25 protein-coding genes are annotated in these 24173 nt (G+C 66.6%); 13 read left to right on the top strand and 12 right to left on the bottom strand.

Translation table 11 applies throughout. The annotated features are described in order from the left end of the window. Positions 1–76 precede the first annotated feature (76 nt). Positions 77–958 (top strand): EamA family transporter, encoded by an 882-nt coding sequence (locus tag AQ611_RS14490; protein ID WP_069235319.1) that lies wholly within the window; start codon positions 77–79, stop codon positions 956–958. A gap of 172 nt (positions 959–1130) precedes the next feature. Here the strand turns inward: AQ611_RS14490 and AQ611_RS14485 are convergent, their stop codons facing one another. Together AQ611_RS14485 and tsaE are read right to left on the bottom strand one after the other, a co-directional pair. After that, positions 1131–2705, bottom strand: coding sequence for an N-acetylmuramoyl-L-alanine amidase (locus AQ611_RS14485; protein ID WP_069234904.1), 1575 nt, complete (start codon positions 2703–2705; stop codon positions 1131–1133). Then, complete coding sequence (tsaE, locus tag AQ611_RS14480) at positions 2687–3241, bottom strand: tRNA (adenosine(37)-N6)-threonylcarbamoyltransferase complex ATPase subunit type 1 TsaE (RefSeq protein ID WP_059520506.1); 555 nt, start codon at positions 3239–3241, stop codon at positions 2687–2689. The genes AQ611_RS14485 and tsaE overlap by 19 nt, the downstream gene beginning before the upstream one ends. Positions 3242–3257: 16 nt before the next feature. Here tsaE and queG point away from each other — a divergent pair, with 16 nt between their 5' ends. The 3 genes from queG (at position 3258) to xerD (ending at position 6531) form a co-directional block, all read left to right on the top strand. Continuing rightward, positions 3258–4775, top strand: a complete 1518-nt coding sequence (gene queG / locus AQ611_RS26365) for a tRNA epoxyqueuosine(34) reductase QueG (RefSeq protein ID WP_231935861.1) — start codon at positions 3258–3260, stop codon at positions 4773–4775. Positions 4776–5056: 281 nt separating this feature from the next. Beyond that, positions 5057–5521 (top strand): methylated-DNA--[protein]-cysteine S-methyltransferase, encoded by a 465-nt coding sequence (locus AQ611_RS14470; protein WP_059569479.1) that lies wholly within the window; start codon positions 5057–5059, stop codon positions 5519–5521. Beyond that, positions 5521–6531, top strand: coding sequence for a site-specific tyrosine recombinase XerD (xerD, locus tag AQ611_RS14465; protein WP_069234903.1), 1011 nt, complete (start codon positions 5521–5523; stop codon positions 6529–6531). Before AQ611_RS14470 ends, xerD begins: the two co-directional genes overlap by 1 nt. A gap of 70 nt (positions 6532–6601) precedes the next feature. On the opposite strand, the gene AQ611_RS14460 is transcribed toward xerD, so the two are convergent. Continuing rightward, positions 6602–8164, bottom strand: a complete 1563-nt coding sequence (locus tag AQ611_RS14460) for a class I adenylate-forming enzyme family protein (RefSeq protein WP_069234902.1) — start codon at positions 8162–8164, stop codon at positions 6602–6604. A 143-nt stretch (positions 8165–8307) separates the two neighbouring features. Between AQ611_RS14460 and ybaK the strand changes: the two genes are divergently transcribed. Beyond that, complete coding sequence (gene ybaK, locus AQ611_RS14455) at positions 8308–8799, top strand: Cys-tRNA(Pro) deacylase (protein WP_059520502.1); 492 nt, start codon at positions 8308–8310, stop codon at positions 8797–8799. Positions 8800–8936: 137 nt separating this feature from the next. Then, positions 8937–9545 (top strand): glycerol-3-phosphate 1-O-acyltransferase PlsY, encoded by a 609-nt coding sequence (plsY, locus tag AQ611_RS14450; protein WP_059520501.1) that lies wholly within the window; start codon positions 8937–8939, stop codon positions 9543–9545. 301 nt (positions 9546–9846) lie between these two features. On the opposite strand, the gene AQ611_RS14445 is transcribed toward plsY, so the two are convergent. Further along, the gene (locus tag AQ611_RS14445) at positions 9847–10332 is read right to left on the bottom strand and encodes a YajQ family cyclic di-GMP-binding protein (protein ID WP_059520500.1); all 486 of its coding nucleotides are present in this window, start codon (positions 10330–10332) and stop codon (positions 9847–9849) included. Between the two features lie 196 nt (positions 10333–10528). Here AQ611_RS14445 and murB point away from each other — a divergent pair, with 196 nt between their 5' ends. After that, positions 10529–11581: a UDP-N-acetylmuramate dehydrogenase gene (gene murB, locus AQ611_RS14440; protein ID WP_069235318.1), complete on the top strand. Its 1053-nt coding sequence runs from the start codon at positions 10529–10531 to the stop codon at positions 11579–11581. Positions 11582–11831: 250 nt separating this feature from the next. On the opposite strand, the gene argF is transcribed toward murB, so the two are convergent. Continuing rightward, on the bottom strand, positions 11832–12761 hold the full coding sequence (gene argF, locus AQ611_RS14435; RefSeq protein ID WP_059520605.1) for an ornithine carbamoyltransferase: 930 nt from the start codon (positions 12759–12761) through the stop codon (positions 11832–11834). On the opposite strand from argF, the gene AQ611_RS24815 reads away from it, so the two are divergent. Both AQ611_RS24815 and AQ611_RS14430 read left to right on the top strand, forming a co-directional pair. Next, a complete protein-coding gene (locus AQ611_RS24815; RefSeq protein ID WP_125910546.1) occupies positions 12738–13079 on the top strand; it encodes a hypothetical protein in 342 nt (113 codons plus the stop codon). The two genes, argF and AQ611_RS24815, sit on opposite strands and share 24 nt — an antisense overlap. 54 nt (positions 13080–13133) lie before the next feature. After that, complete coding sequence (locus AQ611_RS14430; protein ID WP_059520499.1) at positions 13134–13457, top strand: DUF3579 domain-containing protein; 324 nt, start codon at positions 13134–13136, stop codon at positions 13455–13457. Positions 13458–13625: 168 nt separating this feature from the next. On the opposite strand, the gene rpsT is transcribed toward AQ611_RS14430, so the two are convergent. After that, a complete protein-coding gene (gene rpsT / locus AQ611_RS14425) occupies positions 13626–13898 on the bottom strand; it encodes a 30S ribosomal protein S20 (RefSeq protein WP_059520498.1) in 273 nt (90 codons plus the stop codon). Between the two features lie 234 nt (positions 13899–14132). On the opposite strand from rpsT, the gene murJ reads away from it, so the two are divergent. After that, complete coding sequence (gene murJ / locus AQ611_RS14420; RefSeq protein WP_308410720.1) at positions 14133–15770, top strand: murein biosynthesis integral membrane protein MurJ; 1638 nt, start codon at positions 14133–14135, stop codon at positions 15768–15770. A gap of 7 nt (positions 15771–15777) precedes the next feature. Continuing rightward, positions 15778–16623, top strand: coding sequence for a SirB1 family protein (locus AQ611_RS14415; RefSeq protein WP_069234901.1), 846 nt, complete (start codon positions 15778–15780; stop codon positions 16621–16623). Positions 16624–16695: 72 nt separating this feature from the next. On the opposite strand, the gene AQ611_RS14410 is transcribed toward AQ611_RS14415, so the two are convergent. The 5 genes from AQ611_RS14410 to lpxK form a co-directional block, all read right to left on the bottom strand. Then, the gene (locus AQ611_RS14410) at positions 16696–17454 is read right to left on the bottom strand and encodes an SDR family NAD(P)-dependent oxidoreductase (RefSeq protein ID WP_069234900.1); all 759 of its coding nucleotides are present in this window, start codon (positions 17452–17454) and stop codon (positions 16696–16698) included. A gap of 181 nt (positions 17455–17635) precedes the next feature. Further along, complete coding sequence (adk, locus tag AQ611_RS14405; protein WP_069235317.1) at positions 17636–18298, bottom strand: adenylate kinase; 663 nt, start codon at positions 18296–18298, stop codon at positions 17636–17638. Positions 18299–18469: 171 nt separating this feature from the next. Then, entirely contained in the window at positions 18470–19264 is a 795-nt protein-coding gene (kdsB, locus tag AQ611_RS14400; protein WP_069234899.1) for a 3-deoxy-manno-octulosonate cytidylyltransferase, read from the bottom strand. 185 nt (positions 19265–19449) lie between these two features. Continuing rightward, positions 19450–19656 (bottom strand): Trm112 family protein, encoded by a 207-nt coding sequence (locus AQ611_RS14395; protein WP_059520493.1) that lies wholly within the window; start codon positions 19654–19656, stop codon positions 19450–19452. Beyond that, positions 19637–20665, bottom strand: a complete 1029-nt coding sequence (lpxK, locus tag AQ611_RS14390; protein WP_059520492.1) for a tetraacyldisaccharide 4'-kinase — start codon at positions 20663–20665, stop codon at positions 19637–19639. The genes AQ611_RS14395 and lpxK overlap by 20 nt, the downstream gene beginning before the upstream one ends. Before the next feature lie 451 nt (positions 20666–21116). On the opposite strand from lpxK, the gene xseA reads away from it, so the two are divergent. Together xseA and sodB are read left to right on the top strand one after the other, a co-directional pair. Then, a complete protein-coding gene (gene xseA / locus AQ611_RS14385) occupies positions 21117–22499 on the top strand; it encodes an exodeoxyribonuclease VII large subunit (RefSeq protein WP_069234898.1) in 1383 nt (460 codons plus the stop codon). Positions 22500–22691: 192 nt separating this feature from the next. Then, complete coding sequence (gene sodB / locus AQ611_RS14380) at positions 22692–23270, top strand: superoxide dismutase [Fe] (protein WP_059520490.1); 579 nt, start codon at positions 22692–22694, stop codon at positions 23268–23270. Positions 23271–23385: 115 nt separating this feature from the next. Here sodB and AQ611_RS14375 read toward each other — a convergent pair whose 3' ends face one another. Continuing rightward, positions 23386–24117, bottom strand: a complete 732-nt coding sequence (locus AQ611_RS14375; protein WP_059520489.1) for a Crp/Fnr family transcriptional regulator — start codon at positions 24115–24117, stop codon at positions 23386–23388. Positions 24118–24173: the final 56 nt, after the last annotated feature.

Raw genomic sequence — 24173 nt, 5'->3', positions numbered from 1 at the left:
GCTACACTGATCGGCTTCGCGCCGAAGCCGGCGGCGATACCAATCCAATACGCATCCAGGAGAACGCGTCATGCCGATGTCACCGAAGGATCTATTGCTCGCGCTGCTGGTGATTGTCGCGTGGGGCGTGAACTTCGTCGTGATCAAGGTCGGCCTGCACGGCGTGCCGCCGATGCTGCTCGGCGCATTGCGCTTCGTATTCGCCGCGGTGCCTGCCGTATTCCTCGTGCGCCGCCCGCGGATTGCATGGCATCTGCTGGCGCTTTACGGCTCGACGATTCTGCTCGGACAGTTCGTGTTTCTGTTTTTCGGGATGTCGGTCGGCATGCCGGCCGGGATCGCGTCGCTCGTCCTCCAGGCGCAGGCGTTTTTCACGCTCGGCTTCGCGTCACTGTTTCTGGGCGAGCGCGTGCGCGCGCAAAATCTCGCCGGCCTGGCGATCGCCGCCGCCGGTCTGGTCGTGATCGCCGCGCAAGGCGGCCAGGGGATGACGCTCGCGGGTTTCCTGCTGACGATCGCCGCGTCGGCGTGCTGGGCGCTCGGCAACATCGTGATGAAAAAGATGGGCAAGGTCGATCTCGTGCCGCTCGTCGTCTGGGCGAGCCTGTTGCCGCCGGTGCCGTTTGCCGTGCTGTCGTATCTGTTCGAGGGGCCGCAGCGGATGGCGGCGGCGATGACGTCGCTGTCGGGGCTGTCGATCTTCGCGATCGCCTATCTCGCGTTCGTCGCGACGCTGTTTGGCTACGGTATCTGGAGCCGGCTGCTGTCGCGCTATCCGGCCGGGCAGGTCGCGCCGTTCTCGCTGCTGGTGCCGATCGTCGGCCTTGCGTCGTCGTCGCTGCTGCTTGGCGAGCACCTGTCGCGCGCGCAGCTCGTCGGTGCGGCGTTGGTGATGGCGGGGCTGGCGGTGAACGTGTTCGGAGCCCGGCTCGTGCGGCGTCCGGTGGGCGCGTCGTGACCGCCGGCGCGGGGCGATCGGCTGCGGGCGTCCGCTGTGTCCCGCCGGGTGCCGGGCCGCGCGCGGCAGGCCGGGGTGAATACGCCGGCACTGCCGCAAGCCATCCGAGATCGCTCCGAACGACGAGCCGTGCCGCGCCGGATCGCACCACGGCGCGCCGCTCGGACGTGTGTCAGGCCATCCGGTTCTTCGCGAGCGGCGGATTCGCCGCGAAATAGCGCTTGATTCCACGGAAGATCGCGTCGGCCATCTGGTCGCGGTACGCGTCGTCGTTGAGCCGGCGCTCCTCGTCCGGATTGCTGATGAACGCGGTTTCGACGAGGATCGACGGAATGTCGGGTGCTTTCAGCACCGCGAACCCGGCTTGCTCGACCGAGCCCTTGTGCAGCTTGTTGATGTTGCCGACTTCCTTCAGCACGTAGTTGCCGTAGCGCAGCGAATCGCGGATCTGCGCGGTCGTCGACATATCGAACAGCGCGCGGCTTACCGATACGTCCTGTGTCTTGATATTGATGCCGCCGATCAGGTCCGACGAATTCTCCTTGTTCGCGAGCCAGCGCGCGGCGGCGCTCGACGCGCCATGATCGGACAGCGCGAAAACCGACGAGCCGCGCGCCGACGGCGTGGTGAACGCATCCGCGTGGATCGACACGAACAGGTCCGCGCCGACGCGGCGCGCCTTTTGCACGCGCACGTTCAGCGGAACGAAGAAATCGGCGTCGCGGGTCATCATCGCGCGCATGTTCGGCGCGCCGTCGATCTTCGCACGCAGCTTCTTGGCGATATCGAGTGCGATGTGCTTCTCGTAGGTGCCGCCGCCGCCGATCGCGCCCGGGTCCTCGCCGCCGTGACCCGGATCGATCGCGACGGTCAGCAGGCGCACGGTTGCGCCGCGGCCCGATTTGGGCGCGGTGAATGCGTAGGTGTCGTCGTCATCGTCGTTCTTGCGGGCGATGACGGGCGGCGCCGACGGCTTGGGCGCGGGCCGCGCCGCCGTGGCGGGCGGCGTGGTTTGCGCGCCCCCCGGATTGGCCGGCGCGCTCGGCGCCCGGCGCGCGGGATGCGCGGGCGACGACGGGGTGTTGTTCTGCGCGAAGCGTTGGAAGAAGGCGTCGCTGTTGTCGGTGCCGCCCGCGACCGGCGGCGCCGACGGGCCGTTGAGCGTGGCGCTCGGCGGCTGCGCTTCCTGCGCGCGCAGCGTGTCGTTGAGCTGCTGCTCCTTGCGTTCGGTCTGCATGATCAGATCGGCGAGCGGATCGGGCGCGACGGCCGGATACAGATCGAACACGAGCCGGTAGCGATAAGTGCCGACGGGCGGCAGCGTAAACACCTGCGGTTTCACCGAGCCTTTCAGGTCGAACACCATCCGCACGACATGCGGCTGGTACTGGCCGACCCGCACCGACTGGATCTGCGGATCGTTCGGCGTGATCTTCGACACCAGATCGCGCAGCGCCTGATCGAGTTCGAGGCCGTTCAGGTCGACGACGAGCCGGTCCGGGCCTTGCAGCAACTGCTGCGCGTTCTGCAGCGGCTGATCGGATTCGATCGTCACGCGCGTGTAGTCGCGCGCGGGCCAGACGCGCACGCCGAGCACCGACGTCGCATGCGCGATGCGCGGCATCGCGAGCCCGAGCACGAGCGTCGACGCGCCCGCGCGCAGAATTTGCCTGCGCCGCCAGTTGTGGTTCGCGGTGGCCGCCGATTCGATCGAGCGGAACGGTTTGATCAACATCTTTCGAGACATGCGTTTCCTGATGCGCTGTACGCGCGAGCGACGAGGACACGGCCCGCGCCGTCCACGTCAAGCGAGAACACGAGATCCGGCACGCCGAGCAGCGCGCCAGCCCGCTGCGGCCATTCGACGATGCAGATCGCGCCGGAATTGAAGTACTCGCGAAAACCCGCGTCGGCCCATTCGGCCGGATCGCTAAATCGGTACAGATCGAAGTGATACACCTCGAGTTCCCCGGCAGCGCGCGCGAGCGCATAGGGTTCGACGAGCGTGTAGGTCGGGCTTTTCACGCGGCCTGTGTAGCCCAGCGCACGCAGCATCGCGCGCACGAGCGTCGTCTTGCCCGCGCCGAGATCGCCGTCGAGCTGGATTTGCAGGCCGTCGAACGTGTGCTCGGCGCAGCGTTGCGCATAGGTCGCGTCGAGCGCGCGGGCGACACGTTCGCCGAACGCGATCGTTGCCGCTTCGTCGGCGAGCGCGAACGTGCGCTCGTTGAGCGCAGCGGGCAGGGCGGTCGTGACGGACACGTGGCTGGACGTTTCGGGCATCTCGTAAAATAGAGCGATGGACCGAATTCCGGAACTCGCAGTCGCAGATACGCACCCGCCGCATGACGGGCGCACGGCGCCGTCTCGCCTTGACAATCCCGGGCTCGCCGAGCTTGCGTCGCGCATCAAGGCGTGGGGGCGCGAATTGGGTTTCGGGGCGATCGGCATCAGCAATACCGATCTCTCGGATGCCGAAGCGGGGCTCGCCGCCTGGCTGGAAGCCGGATGCCACGGCGAGATGGATTATATGGCCAAACATGGGATGAAACGCGCCCGGCCGGCTGAACTTGTGGCCGGTACGCGACGCGTGATCTCCGCGCGGCTCGCCTATTTGCCCGCCGCGACGGTGGACGGCGCCGATTGGCCGGCGGCGCAGCGGGCGAGCGGGCAGGATGGCGTGCCCGCGCCGGATGGGGCGAGCGGTGCGGGCGCGGCGCGGCGGGCCGATTCGCCGGCCAGTGGCGTGCCTGTCTCAGACTCGGCGCTCGTGCGCGCGCGAAATCGGCCGGCCAGCGGCGCAGCGCTTGCCGCACGGGCGTCCGACGGCAGCGGGGGGGTCAACGGCTCGCGCGCGTGCGGCGTCTCGGATACGGCGGGGGCGCCGAGCGCCGCCCGCGCCGCCGACGCCGCGTCCGATGGTCCCGGCGCGACGCACGCGCCGGTTGCTTATCGCGGCGGCTGGCGCGCGCGCGAAGCGGCGCGTCTCGCGGACCCGCAAGCCGCCGTCGTATCGATTTACGCGCGTGGCCGCGACTATCACAAGGTATTGCGCGCGCGCCTGCAGACGCTCGCCGAGCGCATCGAGGCCGAGATTGGCGCGTTCGGCCACCGCGTGTTCACCGATTCCGCGCCGGTGCTCGAAGTCGAACTCGCGCAGAAGGCCGGCATCGGCTGGCGCGGCAAGCATACGCTGCTGCTGCAACGCGATGCGGGCTCGTTTTTCTTTCTCGGCGAGATTTATGTCGACCTGCCGCTGCCGACTGATGAGCAGACGTCGCCGTCCACCGCGCCCGAGACGCCCGGCGCGCATTGCGGCAGCTGCACGCGCTGTATCGACGCGTGTCCGACGGGGGCGATCGTCGAGCCGTACCGCGTCGATGCGCGGCGCTGCATCTCGTATCTGACGATCGAATTGCGCGGCAGCATTCCCGAGCCGCTGCGGCCGCTGATCGGCAACCGCGTGTACGGCTGCGACGATTGCCAGCTCGTGTGCCCGTGGAACAAGTTCGCGCAGGCGTCCGCAGTGGCCGACTTCGATGTTCGGCATGGACTTGACCGCGCATCGCTCGTCGAACTGTTCGGCTGGAGCGCCGAGCAGTTCGACGAGCGGATGCAGGGTAGCGCGATTCGCCGGATCGGCCACGAGCGTTGGTTGCGCAACCTCGCGGTCGGCCTCGGCAACGCGCTGCGCGCGCCGCCGGCGCGCCTCGAGCCGGCGGCGCGGGCGGCGATTGTCGACGCGCTGCGCGCGCGCGCCGGCGATGCTTCTGCGCTCGTGCGCGAGCATGTCGAATGGGCGCTGCGCGCGGCGTGAAGGGGGCGTAAAGTGGCAAGGTGATTCTCGATGCGGGCGGCCGGCCGAGGTTTGGCTGGGGTTGCCACGCTTGGCGGAGGATCGGTGCGGGTGCTGAATGCCGATTTCGATCGGCCGGGCGGCCGGGCCGGAGAGGGAAGCTGGGGACCGGGGTGAGCGTCGAAGCGCCCGCGCCGGTCGATCGCCACGGGGAGTACGCGCTACAGCGCGGGCTGCAGCCAACCGTGGCATGGGATCAGAGTAAGTGTCGCGCACTTGCTTGCGGCGACAAGGAGTCAACGATGTTCAACGCGGTAATCGATGCACCGTTCGGCAAGGTCGGTATCCGCACCGACGCGTCGGTCGTGCGCGAGATTGTCTATCTGCCAGAGTCGATGAAGAACGCCGCACCGGATACGGCGCCCGCAAAGCGGGCAGTGCGCCAGATCGAGCGCTATTTCGAGCGCGCGTCCGCGCGTTTCGACTTGCCGCTCGCTCAAGTCGGCACGCCGTTCCAACATCGCGTTTGGGATGCGATCAGCGCGATTCCGCCGGGCATCGTGCTCACCTACGGACAGCTTGCCAAGCAGATCGGCAGCGCGCCGCGGGCGGTCGGTCAGGCGTGCGGCTCGAATTACTTTCCGTTGGTGATTCCGTGTCATCGGGTCGTCGCATCAAGCGGAATCGGCGGCTTCGCGAATCACGACGACGGCTATTTCCTCCAGATCAAGCGTTGGCTGCTTGCTCACGAGGGAGTGCGGTACTGATGGCGCGCGCAGTTCGCGCTGCCGCGGATAATCCGGCGGGCGCCGCGGCCGATCGTGACGTCGCGCCGGGTGGCGACGTACTCGACTCTGCGCCGGGCGAGGCGAATGCGTCGCCCGCGTGGTTGGAAAGCCGCGCATCGATTGACCTTTTTTGTGATGCGATGTGGCTGGAGCACGGGCTGTCGCGCAACACGCTCGACGCATACCGGCGCGATCTGCAACTGCTGGCGCAGTGGCTTGCCGTGCGGCACGAGGCGAGCGTCGATCGCGCGGACGAGGCGATGGTGACCGGCTATATCGCCGCGCGCAGCGACGGCAAGGCGACGTCGTCGAACCGGCGGTTGTCGGTGTTTCGACGCTATTACGGCTGGGCGGTGCGCGAGCATCGGGCAGCCGCCGATCCGACGCTCAGGATCGCATCGGCAAAGCAGCCGGCGCGGTTTCCGTCGACATTGTCGGAAGCTCAGGTGGAAGCGCTTCTCGGCGCGCCCGACGTCGAGACGCCGCTTGGGCTGCGCGATCGGACGATGCTCGAGCTGATGTACGCGAGTGGATTGCGGGTGAGCGAACTCGTCACGCTGAAGACCGTCGAGATCGGGATGAACGAGGGCGTCGTGCGGGTGACGGGCAAGGGCTCGAAAGAGCGGCTCGTGCCGTTCGGCGAGGTTGCGCATGGGTGGATCGAGCGCTATTTGCGCGATGCCCGGCCGGCGCTGCTCGGCGCGCGCGCCGCCGACGCGCTCTTCGTCACTGCGCGCGGCGATGGGATGACGCGCCAGCAGTTCTGGAACATCATCAAGCGCCATGCGCAGCAGGCCGACATTCGCGCGCACTTGTCGCCGCACACGCTGCGGCACGCGTTTGCGACGCACTTGTTGAATCACGGTGCGGATCTGCGGGTCGTGCAATTGCTGCTCGGCCATAGCGACATCTCGACGACGCAAATCTACACGCATGTCGCGCGTGAGCGCTTGAGGACGCTGCACGCGACGCACCATCCACGCGGCTGACGCCGCGCTGCGCGCGATGCGCGGCTCCGGGGCGTTGCGATGCATTGCCATGCCGAGGCAAACGGCCCCGTCAAAGCAATTCCCGCAACTTATGTTTGAGCACCTTGCCGGTCGACGCGGCGGGCAGCGCGGCGAGCGTGCGTATCCGCGCGGGCCGTTTGTAGGGCGCGAGCCGCGCTGCGCACCAGTTTTTCAGCTCGTCTTCGGTCGCCGCGGCATTGGGCGCGAGTTCGACGAATGCGATGACTTCCTCGTTGCCTTCGACTGCGTGCCCGACGACCGCCGATTGCACGACGTCCGGATGCGCGTTCAGCGCCTGCTCGACTTCGGGCGGGTAGACGTTGAAACCGGAGCGGATGATGAGTTCCTTGCTGCGGCCGACGATCGTCAGCGATCCGTCGGGCTCCGCGCGCGCGAGATCGCCGGTTTTCAGCCAGCCGTCGGCCGTCACGGTCGCGCGTGTGCGCTGCGGGTCGCGATAGTAGCCGAGCATCACGTTCGGCCCCCGCACCCAGAGTTCGCCGACTTCGCCCGGCGCGACATCGACGCCTTGCGCCGAGCAAAACCGCACGCCGATGCCTGGAATCGGCGCGCCGACCGAGCAATCGGCGCGTGGCGCGTCGATCGACGTCTGCGCGACAGTCGGGCTGCTTTCGGTCATGCCGTAGCCGTTATGCAGCGGCAATCCATACACGCTCTCGACCCGTGCCTTCAGATCGGCGTCGAGCGGCGAGCCGCCCGAATAGACGAAGCGCAAATGCGGCGCATGCCATGCGTGGCCATGCGTATGCAGATGTTCGAGCAATTTTGCGTGCATCGCGGGGACGCCTTGGAAAATCGATACGCGTTCGTCGACGAGCGCGCGGCGCAATGCCTGCGGCGAGAAACGCGGCACGAGCCGCAGCGTCGCGCCTGCGTAGAGGCTGCCGAGGCAGACCGACGCGAGTCCATACGAGTGCGAGATCGGCAGCGCTGCGTAGACGACATCGGCGGGGGCGACGCGCCGCTGCGTGCTGGATACCGCCGCGACGAACAGCAGATTGCGGTGCGACAGCATCACGCCCTTGGGTGCGCCCGTCGTGCCCGTCGTATAGATGAGCGCCGCGCACTGGCGCGCGCTGTCTGCGTCGGCCGGCTCCGCTTGCGCCGACGGATCGAGCGCATACGACCACGCGCCGATATCGGGCTCGAACGGCTGGGCCGGCAGTGCGCCGCGCCGCTCGGCATGCGCAAGCGCATCGGGCGACGTGCTGGTCGCGAACGCGATGACGCGCGGCTTCGCATGCGTGGCGATCGCATCGAATTCGAGCGGCGAAAGCCGCGCGTTCGCGACCAGCGCCCACGCGTCGAGTTTGGTGGCGGCGAACAGCAGCACGACTTGCGCGATGCTGTTCTCGGCGGCAATCATCACCCGGTCGCCAGGCTGTACGCCGAGATCGCGCAACCGGGCGGCAGCGGTATCGACCGCGCGCGCGAGTTGTGCGTAGGTGAAGCGGCGCGCGTCCTCGATCAGCGCAACGTGATCCGGGGTGTGCGTTGCGATCCGTTCGGGAAGTGCCGCGATGCGCGACGGCAGCGACGCGATCAATGTGTCGATATCCCATTGCGCTCGAGGAGGCGGGTTCGCTGTCATGATTTCTCCGGCGGGTTGGCGCGAGCGAAGCGGCAGGCGCGCCGTCAGGGCTCTCTGTGGGGCATCGTGCCATCGCCGCTTGCGGCGCGCAATCTGCCATTCGGACAATGGTCCGTCAACGCCGATGCAATTAAAATGCGCGGATGAGTAAATCCAGACACGTCTCCGAAACGCCCGCCACGCAGTTCCTGCGCCGTCACGGCATCGCATTCGGCGAGCATCCCTACGATTACGTCGAACATGGCGGCACGTCCGAATCGGCGCGGCAGCTCGGTTGTGACGAACATCAGGTCATCAAGACCCTGGTGATGGAAGACGAGCATGCCAAGCCGTTGATCGTGCTGATGCACGGCGATTGCAAGGTGTCGACGAAAAACCTGGCGCGGCAGATTGGCGCGAAACGTGTCGAGCCATGCAAGCCCGAGGTCGCGAATCGTCATTCCGGCTATCTTGTCGGCGGCACGTCGCCGTTCGGCACGAAGCGGGCGATGCCCGTCTACGTCGAATCGACGATCCTCGAACTGCCGTCGATCTATCTGAACGGCGGGCGGCGCGGCTATCTGGTGAGCATCGCGCCCGGCGTGCTGACCACGCTTCTCGACGCGCGGCCCGTGCAATGCGCGAGCGTCGACTAGCTTGTCGGCCGGCATATGCCGGCCTAGGGTTTCACCCGCATGGCACGGCGCTGCGCTTCGGTAGAATGAGCGCCGCCGCGGCCTTGTTGCTTGCGCTGCCTGTCCATCCATCGTTATTTGAAACAAGAGTCCTTCGCATGCAGATCCTGCTCGCTACCGTCGCCGCTTATCTGATTGGATCGGTGTCGTTTGCCGTTGTCGTCAGCGCCGCGATGGGGCTCGCCGATCCCCGCTCGTATGGCTCGAAGAATCCCGGCGCGACCAACGTGCTGCGCAGCGGCAACAAGACGGCGGCGATCCTTACGCTCGTGGGCGACGCGTTCAAGGGCTGGCTCGCGGTCTGGCTCGTCAAGCGCTTGGGCATGGGCGGTGAGATCGGTGTCGCGCTTGCCGCGCTCGGCGTGTTCCTCGGTCACCTGTACCCGGTGTTCTTTCGCTTTCAGGGCGGCAAGGGCGTCGCGACGGCAGCGGGCGTGCTGCTTGCCGTGCATCCGGTGCTGGGTCTTGCGACCGCGCTGACCTGGCTCATCGTCGCGTTTTTCTTCCGCTACTCGTCGCTCGCGGCGCTCGTCGCAGCCGTATTCGCGCCGCTTTTCGACGCGTTTTTGTTCGGCACGCGCGGCAATCCGGTCATGTGGGCAGTGGTTGCGATGAGCGCACTGCTGATTTGGCGGCATCGCACCAACATTTCGAAGCTCCTCGCGGGCGAGGAAAGCCGAATCGGGCAAAAGAAGAAGGAGGCGTGATTCGCGCGGGTTCAGGCCGTTTTGTGTCGTCGAGCGGGGCCGGGCGGCTGGGGCGAAGCGGTGCGGGGCAAGATGCGGGGCCGTGGCGGCGTATCCTGCCGCGCGTTGCCGGGACTGATGCGTCGCCGTCGCCAACAACGCGTCTGAGGGATTGAGCGGTGCCGCGTCGGCGCGGAATGCGCATGATGCGGCGATGAGCCGCCGCGCAGCCGGCTCGGCCACTGCCGCGGGTTTCGATGGCAGACGCATGCCGCCGCCGAGCCCGCCATTCGGCTATTCAGCGGCGCGGCGTGATGCGGCGTCAGTCGCGGAAGTTATTGAAGTCGAGTGGCGTATCGGTGACTTCCTTGCGCAGCAGCGCGATCACGCTTTGCAGATCGTCGCGCTTCGCGCCGGCCACGCGCACCGCGTCGCCCTGAATGCTTGCCTGCACCTTGATTTTGCTGTCCTTGACGATACGCACGACCTTTTTCGCCAGATCGCCCGACACGCCTTTCTTGATCGTCACGACTTGTTTGACTTTGTCGCCGCCGATCTTCTCGATTTTGCCGTAGTCGAGAAAGCGCACGTCGACGTTGCGCTTTGCCATCTTGCCGATCAGCACGTCCTTGACCTGGCCGAGCTTGAAATCGTCGTCGGCGAACAGCGTGAGTTCGCGCTCTTTTTGCTCGACGCGTGCGTCGGAGCCCTTGAAATCGAAGCGCGTGGAAATTTCCTTGTTCGATTGTTCGATGGCGTTTTTTACTTCGATCATGTTCGCTTCGGAAACGACGTCGAACGATGGCATGGCATTCTCCTGTGTCGACCGGCGTAGGCGCGTTAGCGCCCGCTCCGGTCTCGTGTAAGAGGTGAACTGTAGAGAACGGCGGCGCGCGATTGCGCGTGCGCTCACTCGCTATAATGGCTGACTAGCCGCCATTTTACCGGCGCCCCTACATTTGCCCAAGGCCGCGGGCTGGTTTTCCGCGCCGGCGCAACTCCGAATGCCGATGTCTCGCTCCGATTCCCTCGTTCAACTGATTCCCGACTATCCATTGCACGCGCACAACACATTCGGCTTCGACGTGCGCGCGCGCGTCGCGGCGCGGATCGGCTCGCCCGAGCAGTTCGCGTCGCTTGCGCACGATCCGCGCGTCGCGGGGCTGCCGACGCTGGTGCTCGGCGGCGGCAGCAACGTGGTGTTTTCGGGCGATTTCTTCGACGGGCTCGTGCTGCTCAACGAGATTCGCGGCCGCGCGCGCGTGCGGGACGACGAAGCGGCGTGGTATGTCGACGCGGGCGGCGGCGAGAATTGGCATGCGTTCGTCGACTGGACGCTTGCCGAGGGCATGCCGGGTTTGGAGAATCTCGCGTTGATTCCGGGCACGGTCGGCGCTGCGCCGATCCAGAATATCGGCGCGTATGGAATCGAGATGAGCGCGCATTTCGAATCGCTGCGTGCGATCGAGCTTGCGACGGGCGAGACGGTCGAATTCGATGCGCGGCGTTGCGCGTTCGGCTATCGCGACAGCTTTTTCAAACGGGAAGGGCGCGGCCGCTTCGCGATCGTGTCGGTTACGTTCCGGCTGCCGAAGGTGTGGACGCCGCGGCTCGGTTACGCGGACGTCGCGCGCGAGCTTGCGGCGCGCGGCATCGACGACGATCGCGTGACGCCGCGCGACGTATTCGACGCGGTCGTCGCCATCCGTCGCGCGAAGCTGCCCGATCCGCTTGTGCTCGGCAATGCGGGAAGTTTTTTCAAGAATCCGGTGATCGACGCGCAGCGGTTTGCCGAACTGCGCGCGCGGGAGCCTGAGGTCGTGTCGTATCCGCAGCCGGATGGCCGCGTGAAGCTCGCGGCCGGCTGGTTGATCGACCGTTGCGGTTGGAAAGGGCGCGCGCTCGGCGCGGCGGCCGTGCATGACAGGCAGGCGCTCGTGCTCGTCAATCGCGGCGGCGCATCGGGCGCCGACGTGCTCGCGCTGGCGCGCGCGATCCAGCGCGACGTGCGCGAGCGCTTCGGCGTCGAGCTTGAAGCGGAGCCGGTGTGTCTATAAACGGCGGGCAGCGGGGCGTGTCGCGGGCGGGCGGTCGATAGAAACCGCCGGCGCCGGATGTCGCGATGCGTTTTGCTGGAGTATTCCGGAATGTCCGGTGCGGCGGACGTATGTTTTGATCTGCGTGAGCCGAAGCTGCCGCGTAGCGCATGCGCGGCGCGTTTCTACGGGCGCCGCTTCATCGCCCGTCTCATCGCATCGACCGGCGGCTTCGCGCAAGCGCGCGGCTTGCCGGCGCGCGCGCCGTGCGTCAGTGCTTCAAGCGCCCAAGCAGCAGGAATTCCATCAACGCTTTCTGCACATGAAGCCGGTTTTCCGCTTCGTCCCAGACCACGCTCTGCGGGCCGTCGATTACCGACGCCGTTACTTCTTCGCCGCGATGCGCGGGCAGGCAGTGCATGAAAAGCGCGTCGGAATGCGCGTGCGACATCATTTCGTCGTCGACGCACCAATCGGCGAACGCCTGCTTGCGTGCGTCGTTCTCCGCTTCGAAACCCATGCTGGTCCACACGTCGGTCGTCACGAGATCGGCGCCCTTGCACGCTTCGTTCGGGTCGTCGAAGACTTCGTAGAACGGTGCGCTTTGCGCGTCGACGAGCTTGGGGTCGAGCGCATAGCCGGGCGGCGTCGACAGGCGCAGCTTGAAGCCGAGGATCTGCGCGGCTTGAATCCACGTGTACAGCATGTTGTTCGCGTCGCCCACCCACGCGACCGTCTTGCCGCGAATCGGGCCGCGATGCTCGTAATACGTGAAGATATCGGCGAGCACTTGGCACGGATGGTATTCGTTCGTCAGGCCATTGATCACCGGCACCCGCGAGTTTTCCGCGAAACGCTGAATGATGTCCTGCTCGAACGTGCGGATCATGATGATGTCGACCATTCGCGAGATCACCTGCGCGGAATCCTCGACGGGCTCGCCGCGGCCGAGCTGCGTGTCGCGCGTGCTCATGAACACGGCGTGGCCGCCCAACTGAAAGATGCCGGCTTCGAACGACAGGCGCGTGCGCGTCGAGCTTTTCTCGAAGATCATCGCGAGCGTGCGGTCGTGCAACGGGTGATAGGTCTCGTAGTTCTTGAACTTGCGTTTCAGGATGCCGGTGCGCTCGAGCACGTACTCGTAGTCTTCCAGCGAGAAATCCTTGAACTGCAGGTAGTGACGAATGGTTTTGGCGGTCATGAAACGAAATACGGCGGACTCACCCGGCGGCAGCACGCGCCGGACGGCGCCGCCGTCGTTGTGGTAACTCGATGCAGCATAAATGATTTTGCCTGCTTTGACGAGCCGCGGCGCACCGGCTTCGCGCATGCGTTTGAGACGACGCGCGATGACGCACTGCGCTATAATTTCAGGGTTTTCTCAAGCCCGGCGGGCAAGGTTCATGCTTGGTCTGCCGGACACAAGCAGCTTGTCTGCTGCGTGCGGTGCCGTATGCCGGAGCGCATGTTCCGGCGGCTCGTTCCGGGTTGCGGCGAAACCGTCTCCATTGTGTTCTGAGTGTCCAGGCGAGGGTTCGCCGGCGCACTGCTGGGCTGTCACTTGGGTATCCTCATGGCTGAAACTCTCCCGACCGAATACTTTATTCAGGGCATCACGAAAGATGGGAAGAAGTTTCGGCCGAGCGATTGGTCCGAGCGTCTTGCCGGCGTGATGTCGTGCTTCGGTCCGGGCGCGAGTGGGCCCAACGCGCGGCTCAAGTATTCGCTGTATGTCCGGCCGACGATGATCGGCGACGTCAAGTGCGTGATCGTCGATTCGCGGCTGCGCGATATCGAGCCGATGGCGTTCGATTTCGTGATGAACTTCGCGAAGGACAATCACCTCGTCGTGACCGAGGCGTGTGAATTGCCCGATTACGGCAAGTCGGCAAAGTAGCGGGTGACTGCGCGGAGCGCGCCTGGCGGGAGTCGGGCTGCGTGGCCGGCATGCCGGTTGCGCTGATCGCGCAGCGCGTTGCGCTCACAGCAAAAAAAGCCCGCGCGTAGCGGGCTTTTTTGTCGATCGCAGCGGAAACAGGGCGCCCGCGAGGCGGGCGCGCCAGCATTACTGCGCGGCTTGCAGACCCTTGATGGCGGCTGCGAGGCGGCTCTTGTGGCGAGCGGCCTTGTTCTTGTGAACGATCTTCTTGTCGGCGATCGTGTCGATCGTCTTCGTTGCGAGCTTGAAGACTTCCGCAGCCTTTGCTTGATCGCCGGCGTCGATTGCCTTGCGAACAGCCTTGATCGCGGTGCGGAATTTCGAGCGCAGCGCCGAGTTGTGCGAGTTTGCCTTCGCTGCCTGGCGGGCGCGCTTGCGTGCTTGTGCGGAGTTAGCCATGACGGTTCCTTATCCTGTCCTGTTTCCAGAGCTTGGAGCCTGACGGCCAAGCGCTGCTTTTCGATCTCACTCCCGGAAGCGATTGCCCGGGGCGCAAAAAACGTCGGTTTCACCGAGGCCGGCCGACGCGCCCGGTTCGATGCGCGCTCGATATTGCCGCGCGCGGAACCCGAAACCCGCCTGACAGGCCCAGAAACCGGCGATTATAGCAACAAAATCAAGCGAGTGGCAAGCATGGGCAGGACCTTTCCGTGTGCGGCGCGGCATTTCCCTGGCCCGCTGCCGGTTGCCGACGCGCGAGGTCCGTATAATAAGCGCCCCATGAATCTATTCCGAGCCCTGCTGACGGTCAGCGGCTTCACGCTGCTGTCGCGCGTGACCGGACTGGCCCGCGAAACGCTGATCGCACGCGCGTTCGGCGCCAGTCAATTCACCGACGCGTTCTACGTCGCCTTTCGCATTCCCAACCTGCTGCGCCGGCTGTCCGCCGAAGGCGCGTTCTCGCAGGCGTTCGTGCCGATTCTCGCCGAATTCAAGAATCAAAAAGGGCACGATGCGACGAAGGCGCTCGTCGACGCGATGTCGACGCTGCTCGCCTGGGCGCTCGCGCTGCTGTCGGTGGCGGGCGTCGCGGGGGCGTCGTGGGTGGTGTTGGCGGTTGCGTCGGGGCTGCGCACGGACGGGCAGGCGTTCCCGCTCGCCGTCAAGATGACGCAGATCATGTTCCCGTACATCGTGTTCATCTCGCTGACGACGCTTGCCTCGGGCGTGCTCAACACGTACAAGCGCTTTTCGCTGCCGGCATTCGCGCCCGTGCTGCTCAACGTGTCGTTCATCGTCGCGGCGCTGTTCGTCGCGCCGCACTTGAAAATGCCCGTCTACGCGCTCGCATGGGCGGTGATCGCGGGCGGGGTGCTGCAATTCATCGTGCAACTGCCGGGCTTGAAGCGCATCGACATGATGCCCGCGATCGGCATCCATCCGCTGCGCGCGCTCGCGCATCCGGGCGTCAAGCGCGTGCTCGCGAAAATGGTGCCCGCGACGTTCGCGGTGTCGGTCGCGCAGCTGTCGCTGATCATCAATACGAACATTGCGTCGAGGCTCGGGCAGGGCGCGGTATCGTGGATCAACTATGCCGACCGGCTGATGGAGTTTCCGACCGCGCTGCTCGGCGTGGCGCTCGGCACGATCCTGTTGCCGAGTTTGTCGAAGGCGCATGTCGATGCCGATTCGGCTGAATATTCGGCGCTGCTCGACTGGGGGCTCAGGGTCACGTTCCTGCTCGCCGCGCCGAGCGCGCTCGCGCTGTTTTTCTTTGCCGAGCCGCTGACGGCGACGCTCTTCAACTACGGCAAGTTCGATGCGCACACGGTGGCGATGGTCGCGCGCGCGCTTGCCGCATACGGAATCGGCCTGGTCGGCATCATCCTCATCAAGATTCTCGCGCCCGGTTTCTATGCGAAGCAGGACATCAAGACGCCGGTAAAAATCGCCGTCGGCGTGCTCGTCGTCACGCAGTTGTCGAACTATGTGTTCGTGCCTGTTATCGGCCACGCGGGGCTGACGCTGTCGATCGGCATCGGCGCTTGCCTGAACTCGCTGCTGCTGTTCATCGGGCTGCGCCGCCGCGGCATTTACCGGCCTTCACCGGGCTGGCTGCGCTTTTTCGTGCAGCTTGGCGGCGCGTCGCTCGTGCTGGCCGGCACAATGCGCTGGTGCGCGCTGAACTTCGACTGGACCGCGATGCGCGCGGTGCCGCTCGAGCGCATCGCGCTGATGGCGTCGTGTCTCGTTTTATTCGCTGCATTATATTTCGGCATATTGGGGCTGATGGGCTTCAAATATGCGTATTTCAAAAGGCGTGCGAAATAACGGACCCATGACTCGCGTTCTCGACTATTTCAGTTCGCTCGTCGCCGAAGACGACGGGCTGCCGCTCACCGAGGCGGCGCTGTCGCTCGCGCAGGACGCCTATCCGGATGTCGATCTGCAAGGCGTGCTGTTCGAACTCGACGCGCTCGCGGCGCGGCTCGCGAGGCGCGTGCCGGACGCCGCCGACGCGAACGACAAGCTCGCGCTGCTGAACGACTTTTTCTTCCGCGAACTCGGCTTTGCGTGCAACCGCAACGATTACTTCAATCCGGACAACAGCTATCTGAATGTCGTTCTCCAGCGCCGCGTTGGGATTCCGATCTCGCTTGCGGTGCTGTATCTGGAGTTCGCGCAGCAGATCGGCGTGGCGGCGCGCGGCGTGTCGTTTCCCGGCCATTTCCTGCTGCGCATCGAGTTGCCCGGCGGCGATGCGATCCTCGATCCGACGACAGGCCGCACGCTGTCGGAGGCGGAACTGGTCGAGATGCTCGAGCCTTTCTCGATGCGCGGCGGCAGCGCCGATCATGCCGCGAGCACGTTGCGCGCGTTGCTGCAGCCGGCGATGCATCGCGAGATCATCGCGCGGATGCTGAACAACCTGAAGGCCGTGTACCGGCAGACGGAGCGCTGGCAGCGGCTGCTCGCGGTGCAGGAACGGCTTGTGATCCTGCTGCCGGGGCAGCTCGACGAAGTGCGCGACCGCGGTTTCGCGTATGCGCGTCTCGATTATCTGCGGCCCGCGCTCGAGGATCTGGAGACCTATCTCGGCGAGCGGCCCGACGCGGCCGACGCGACGATCGTCGAGGCGCAGGTCAGCGAGCTGCGCCAGCGGATGCAGCGCGACGACGACTGAGCGTACTCGGGCACGATCGCGCGGCTCGACGCGGCGTGGTCGCCGTGTAGGTCTCACCACGCCGCGCCGCGCTCATTTCGGCTGCATCCGGATCGCGCCGTCGAGGCGGATCACTTCGCCGTTGAGCATCGGATTCTCGATGATCTGCTTGACGAGCATCGCATATTCCACCGGTTTGCCGAGGCGGGGCGGGAACGGCACCATCGCGCCGAGCGCGTCCTGGACTTCCTGCGGCATTCCGAGCAGCATCGGCGTTTCGAAAATGCCGGGCGCGATCGTCATGACGCGAATCGCGTGGCGCGACAGGTCGCGCGCGATCGGCAGTGTCATGCCGGCGACGCCGGCTTTCGACGCCGCATAGGCCGCTTGGCCGATCTGCCCGTCGAACGCGGCGACCGACGCGGTGCTGACGATCACGCCGCGTTCGCCGCTCGCCGTCGGCTCGTTCGCGGCCATGGCGGCGGCGGCGATGCGGATCATGTTGAACGTGCCGACCAGATTCACGGTGATTGTTTTCGCGAACAGTTCAAGCGCGTGCGGGCCCTCTTTGCCGAGCGTCTTCGACGCAGGCGCGATGCCCGCGCAATTGACGAGCCCGCGCAACGTGCCGAGCCGCGTGGCGGCCGCCACGGCCGCCTGCGCGTCGGGTTCGTTCGCGACGTCGCATTTGACGAACGCGCCGCCCAGTTCCTGCGCGAGCGCCTCGCCTGCGGCCTGATTCAGATCGGCGAGCACAACCTTGCCGCCCGCTTCGGTGATGAGGCGCGCCGTGCCCGCGCCGAGTCCCGATGCGCCACCGGTGATGACGAACACGTTGCCGCGAATCTCCATGTCTGCTCCTTGTCCTGGTTGGAATGAGTGTCGTTCGAATGCCGCTCGCGGCAGCGCTCGTGACGTGCCGCGACGACAGGCCGATTGTACGGGGCGCTGCCGAAGGGCGGCGCGAAGCGAACGCCCGGACGAAAAAAAACCGCCCGAAGCGGGCGGTTCTCGCGTCTCGCGCGGCGCGGGCTTACTTGAGCGCGTCGAACACGCGGGCGCGGATCTCGTCGACCGTGCCGAGGCCGGAGATTTTGCGGTACGCGGGCGCCTTCAGGCCGTTCTCGGTGCCGCGCGCGGCCCAGTCGCCGTAGTAAGTGATGAGCGGCTTGGTCTGCGCTTCATAGACATCCAGGCGCTTCTTCACCGTTTCTTCCTTGTCGTCGTCGCGTTGAATCAGCGGCTCGCCCGTGACGTCGTCGCGGCCCTCGACCTTCGGCGGGTTGAACTTCACGTGATACGTGCGGCCCGAGGCCGGATGCGTGCGGCGCCCGCTCATCCGCTCGATGATCTCGGAGAACGGCACGTCGATTTCGAGCACGTAGTCGATGGCGACACCGGCGTCCTTCATCGCGTCGGCCTGCGCGATCGTGCGCGGGAAGCCGTCGAACAGGTAGCCGTTCGCGCAGTCCGCTTCCTTCAGCCGCTCCTTCACGAGGCCGATGATCAGCGAATCCGGCACGAGCTTGCCTTCGTCCATATAGGCTTTCGCTTCGACGCCGAGCGGCGTGCCGGCCTTGACGGCCGCGCGCAGCATGTCGCCTGTCGAGATTTGCGGAATGCTGAACTTTTCCTTGATGAAGTTTGCCTGGGTGCCTTTTCCCGCGCCGGGAGCGCCCAACAGGATCAAACGCATGGTGATATCTCCGGTATGTATGGAATGCTTGAGCGCGGGACGCCGGTGCGCCGGTTGCGCGGCTCGACGGTTCTGCCGCAAGCGCGGCGGCCGGCGCATGGGGGCTTGGGACGAATCTCGAAGAGCGGCGCGGGCAGGCGGCCCGCACGATTCGCCCGATTATGCCATGGGTTATTCGGCGCGAGCCCGAAAAAGGGCCTGCACCCGTGCAAGATCGGCGGGCGTGTCGACGCCGGTTTCGGGCGCGTGCTCGGTGACGAGCACGGCGATCCGCTCGCCGTGCCACAGCGCGCGCAATTGTTCGAGTTGCTCGGCCGCTTCGATGGGCGCGGGCGTGAGCGTTGGGTAAGTGCGCAGAAAACGCGCGCGATATGCGTACAGGCCAATGTGCCGATAAACCGCGCACGTAGGTGCGGGCATCGCCGCGACGCCGTTTGGCCAGTGCGGCTGATAGGCGTCGCGCGACCAGGGAATCGGCGCGCGCGAGAAGTACAGCGCGGTGCTCGCCGCATCGAGCACGACCTTCACGTAATTCGGATTGAACACGTCCTGCGCGTCGTGCAATGGGTGCGCGGCGGTCGCGATCGCGCATGCCGGATGCGACGCGAGGTGCGACGCTACGTCGCGCACCAGTTGCGGATCGATCAACGGTTCGTCGCCCTGAACATTGACGACGATCGTTTCGTCGTCGAGGCCGAGCTGCTCGGCGACTTCCGCGAGGCGGTCGGTGCCGGACGGATGATCGGCGCGCGTCAGCAACGCTTCGAAGCCGTGCGCACGCACCGCGTCGAGCACGCTGGGCGCATCGGAGGCGACCAGCACGCGCTGCGCGCCCGCATCACGCGCGCGCTCGGCGACGCGCACGACCATCGGCTTGCCGTCGAGATCCGCGAGCGGCTTGTTCGGCAGGCGGGTCGACGCGAGACGGGCGGGAACGATGGCGACGAAGGCGGGCGTGGAAGTCATCGGGTGAAAGTGCGGTGCGGTTGGGAGCGCGGGTACGGATCAGAGCATGCCGGCTTGGTCGGCGCGGACAACGGAAAACGGTCGGACGGCGTTGTGGCGGACGGCGCGCGGGTGTATGCGCGGCGGTGTCGCTGCGCGCTCTGGGCGCGCGGGCGAGTGCCGGGCGCGCCGCTCGCGCGCCAGTGTCAGTGACTGGCGGCCGGCCCGGCCGCATCGACCGGCGTGCCTTCGACCGTCTGGCGCGCTTCGTCGACGAGCATCACCGGAATGCCGTCGCGGATCGGGTATGCGAGCTTGTCGGCGTGGCAGGCAAGTTCCTGCGCGCTTCGGTCGTAGTGGAGCGGGCCCTTGCAAATCGGGCAAACGAGGATTTCAAGCAGGCGTGCGTCCACGGAGTTTCTCCACAACGAGAGCGATGAGGCGGGGATCGAGCGCGGCCTCGACCGGGACAACCCAGATGCGAGCGTCGCGCCACGAAGCGGCTAATTTTACCGCATCCTTCTCGGTCACCAGGATCGCATCGACATCGTCGTCGGCGAACGGGTTCTCGGCGAATGCGTAATGATCGGGCAGCGCGCGGGTGGCGGGGGTGAGGCCCGCGGCGCGCAGCGTCGCGAAAAAGCGCTCCGGCGCACCGATGCCCGCCGCGGCGAGTACCCGCTCGGCGGCGAACTGCGCGAGCGGCCGGCGGTGCGACGGCTGATCGAGATGCCAGGCGTCGCCCGGCGCGAGCGAGAGCGCGAACGTGTCGGGCCACGGCGGCAGCACGCGGCTGTATGGATCGTTGACGAGCGTGGCGTCGCGGCGTCGCGACAGCGGCTCGCGCAGCGGCCCGGCGGGTATCAGGAAACCGTTGCCGCCCAGGCGATGATCGAACACGACAAGCTCGACGGTGCGGGCGAGCCGGTAGTGCTGCAAGCCGTCGTCGCTGACGACGACGTCGACGTCGGGCTGCGCGGCCTTCAGCGCGCGCACGGCGGCGACGCGATCCGGGCACACCCACACGGGCGCGAGCGTGCGGCGGGCGATCAGGAGCGGTTCGTCGCCGGCCTGCCCGGGCAGCGACGCCGGCGTGACGGCGGTCGGTTCGACGATTTTCGCACCGTAGCCGCGCGAGACCACGCCCGGCGTGAAGCCGGCCGCGCGCAGCGCGTCGACGAGCGCGATCACGGTGGGCGTCTTGCCGGTGCCGCCGACCGTCACGTTGCCCACGACGACGACGGGCACCCCGCAATCGATCCGCGCCTTCCAGCCGCGCGCATATGCGGCGCGGCGCAGTGCGGCGATCGCGCCGAATGCGCACGCAAAGGGCGTGAGCGCCCAGGCGATCGCGCCGCGGCGCTGCCACTCGCGGACAAGACGCGCTTCGGCTCGCGCGAGAAATCGCTGCGGCGCGCTCATGGCGCGGTGGACGATGCGGCGCGCATCGCGGCTCTCGACGGGTTCGTCAACTCGTTTTCTCCGGAGGACGGCCGACAGGCCGCGCGGTCTTCGAAAGGCGGCACTCTAGCGTGCCCGCCGTGCGCCCGGCAAGTCGCGCGGGTGCGCATGGCGGTGTGCGCCGCTTGGGCGCGCTGCCCGGCAGCCTGTGGATAACTCTGTGAAAAACTCGCCGCCGAAACCCCCGGCAAGCCCATGAGGTGGACTTTCGGTCGGCGGTTCCCGTCGCCTTTTCCCGGGAAAAATCATTTAAATCAAATGCTTAATAAAAAACATAAAGGATCGGGCGGTAATCGTTACGACTCTGTCCCCGCTTGACTCGCGGTGTGGACACCTGGGCGGGCGCCCGAGCGACTTGCCGTGCGCGCGTGCGCAGTCTATCGTTGGGCCGGCTGAAATTTTCCTATCGTCCATGCATTCCGATACTCATTTTTCCGGACCCGGCGGCGCGAGCGGCGGCGACGGCGTGATTCCCGTGTCCGCGCTCAACCGCGCGATCGGCTCGATGCTCGAGCGCGCATTTCCGCTGCTGTGGGTCGCGGGCGAAGTCTCGAACTTCACGCGCGCGGCGAGCGGCCATTGGTATTTCTCGATCAAGGATCAGCAGGCGCAGATGCGTTGCGTGATGTTTCGCGGCCGTGCGCAGCATGCGGAATTCACGCCGCGCGAAGGCGACAAGATCGAGGTGCGCGCGCTCGTCACGATGTACGAGCCGCGCGGCGAGGTGCAACTGAATGTCGAGGCGGTTCGGCGCACCGGGCAGGGCAGGCTCTTCGAGGCATTCCTGCGGCTGAAGGCGCAGCTCGAGGCCGAGGGGTTGTTCGCGCCGGAGCGCAAGCGCGCGCTGCCATCGCATCCGCGGGCGATCGGCATCGTCACGTCGCTGCAGGCCGCTGCGCTGCGCGACGTGCTGACGACGCTCGCGCGCCGCGCGCCGCACGTGCCGGTGATCGTCTATCCGGCGCCCGTGCAGGGCGCGGGCGCGGCCGAGAAACTCGCGGCGATGGTCGCGACGGCCAACGAGCGGCGCGAGGTCGACGTGCTGATCGTCTGCCGCGGCGGCGGTTCGATCGAGGATCTCTGGTCGTTCAACGACGAGGGGCTGGCGCGGACGATCGCGGCGAGCGCGCTGCCGGTTGTCTGCGGTGTCGGGCATGAAACCGATTTTACGATCGCCGATTTCGCGGCCGACGTGCGCGCGCCGACGCCCACCGGCGCGGCCGAGCTGGTGAGTCCGCAGCGCGCGCTGCTGCTGCGCGAGCTGGCCGAGCGGCAACGCGCGCTCGCGCGCGGCCTGCGCCGCACGCTCGATTTGCGCGCGCAGCAACTCGATTGGCTCGCGCGCAGGCTCGTCAGTCCCGCCGAGCGCTTGCGGCGCCAGTCCGAGCACGTCGGCCAGCTCGCGGCGCGGCTCGCGGCGGCGGGCGCGCGGCCCGTGCGCGACGCGCGCGCGCGTTTCGCGCTCGTGCAGTTGCGCTGGCAGCGGGCCCGGCCGGATCTTGCGCACGCACGTCAGACGCTCGCGGGGGCTGCCCAGCGCTTGCATGCCGCTTTCGAGCGCCGTTGCGAGCGCGATGCCGCGCGCGTGGCCGCGTGCGCGGCACGCCTCGACGTGCTGAGCCCGCAGCGCACGCTCGAGCGCGGCTACGCGGCGCTGATCGACGCGCAGACGGGCCACGCGCTGCGCGCGCCGTCGGCGTTGAAGCCGCAGCGGCGGCTGACCGTGCATCTCGCGCAAGGCTCGGCGGACGTATCGCTCGCCGACGTGCAGCCGCGGCTTTCGGATACATTCTGAGCAGGCATCGCGCATGCGTGGTATCGGGCGCCGAATCCCGGGCATGCGCCGTGCGCGGCGCACCAGCAGCGATTTGCCGGATGCGGCGGATAAAGGCCCGCGCGTTTGCGGGGTTATCCGGACTCGCCTACAATCGGGCGTTGCGCTGCATTCAATATTTGCCCTCCCTACATACACTCGAAGGAACCGATCATGGCTCATACGCTCCCGCCGTTGCCGTACGCTGAAGACGCGCTCGCTCCGCACATCTCGCAGGAGACGATCCAGTTTCACTACGGCAAGCACCATCAGACCTATGTGACGAACCTGAACAATCTGATTCCGGGCACCGAATTCGAGAATCTGTCGCTGGAAGAGATCGTGAAGAAGTCGTCGGGCGGCATTTTCAACAACGCCGCGCAAATTTGGAATCACACGTTCTTCTGGAACAGCCTGTCGCCGAACGGCGGCGGCGCGCCGACGGGCGCGCTCGGCGACGCGATCAACGCGAAGTGGGGCTCGTTCGATGCGTTCAAGGAAGCGTTCACGAAGGCCGCGGTCGGCACGTTCGGTTCGGGCTGGGCGTGGCTGGTGAAGAAGGCGGACGGCTCGCTCGATATCGTGTCGACCAGCAACGCCGCCACGCCGCTGACAACGGCCGACAAGCCGCTGCTGACGATCGACGTGTGGGAGCACGCTTACTACATCGATTACCGCAATGCGCGTCCGAAATTCGTCGAAGCGTTCTGGAACATCGTGAACTGGGATTTCGCCGCGAAAAACTTCGCGTAACGCGATTGTCGCCAGACGGCTGCCGCGGCCCGGGGTGCCCTGGGCGCGGCAGCCTGCCGCAAGCCCTCGCGCCGCAACCGGCGCGAGGGCTTTTTATTGGCCGCGCGCCGCACCGTTAGCCACGATCGCTCGCGTTGCCATCGGCGCCCGGGCTGCGTTCCACGCTCGCGCGGCGCAATGCGTCGAGATCGACGATCTCGATTTCGCCGACATGCAGCCGCACGATCCCGCGCGCGGCGAGTTCCTTCAGCAGTTGATTGGCGGTTTGCCGCGACAGCGACAACATCGCGCCGAGCCGTTCCTGCGACAGTCTGATGCGCGTGTGACTCGCGCTGATGCCGCCATAGCCTTCGGCGATCATCAGCAGGCGCGCCGCGAGCCGCTGCGCGGCGGGCATCATGCTCAGCGCCTCGACATTGACGAACGACATCCGTAGCTTTTGCGCCATCAGCAGCGCAAAATGCCGCCAATAGCGCGGCGTGCCGTCGAGCAGTTGCTGTAGCGCGGGCTGCGGCAGATGCAGCAGCAGCGTGTCGTCGATCGCGATTGCGTCGTGCGTGCGTGGCAGTTCGTCGAAAAGCGCGATCTCGCCGAACCACGTCACGGGTTCGGCCACCGTCAGCAGTGCTTCCTTGCCGCTCGCGTCAACGGCGCCGATGGTCAGCGCACCCGACAACACCGCGTAGAGGCCGCACGGCGCGTCGCCGCGCCGGAACAGCATTTGGCCTGCCGACAGCCGGCGGGCCGCGGCCGCCTGGCGCAGCGCGTCGCGCAGCGGCGCGGGTAGGGCGGCGAACCATGGATTCGCATCGAGCAGCGGCTGGTAGGGTTCGAGAATCGGGTGCATCGGCGAATCGGGGTGTCGGCTGGACGACAGAGAGGTCGGCCTATCGGGGGCATCAT

Origin of the sequence: Burkholderia singularis (assembly GCF_001718875.1) — a bacterium.
In the GTDB taxonomy this organism is placed as follows: domain Bacteria; phylum Pseudomonadota; class Gammaproteobacteria; order Burkholderiales; family Burkholderiaceae; genus Burkholderia; species Burkholderia singularis.
This window is presented reverse-complemented; position numbering and strand designations above follow the sequence as displayed.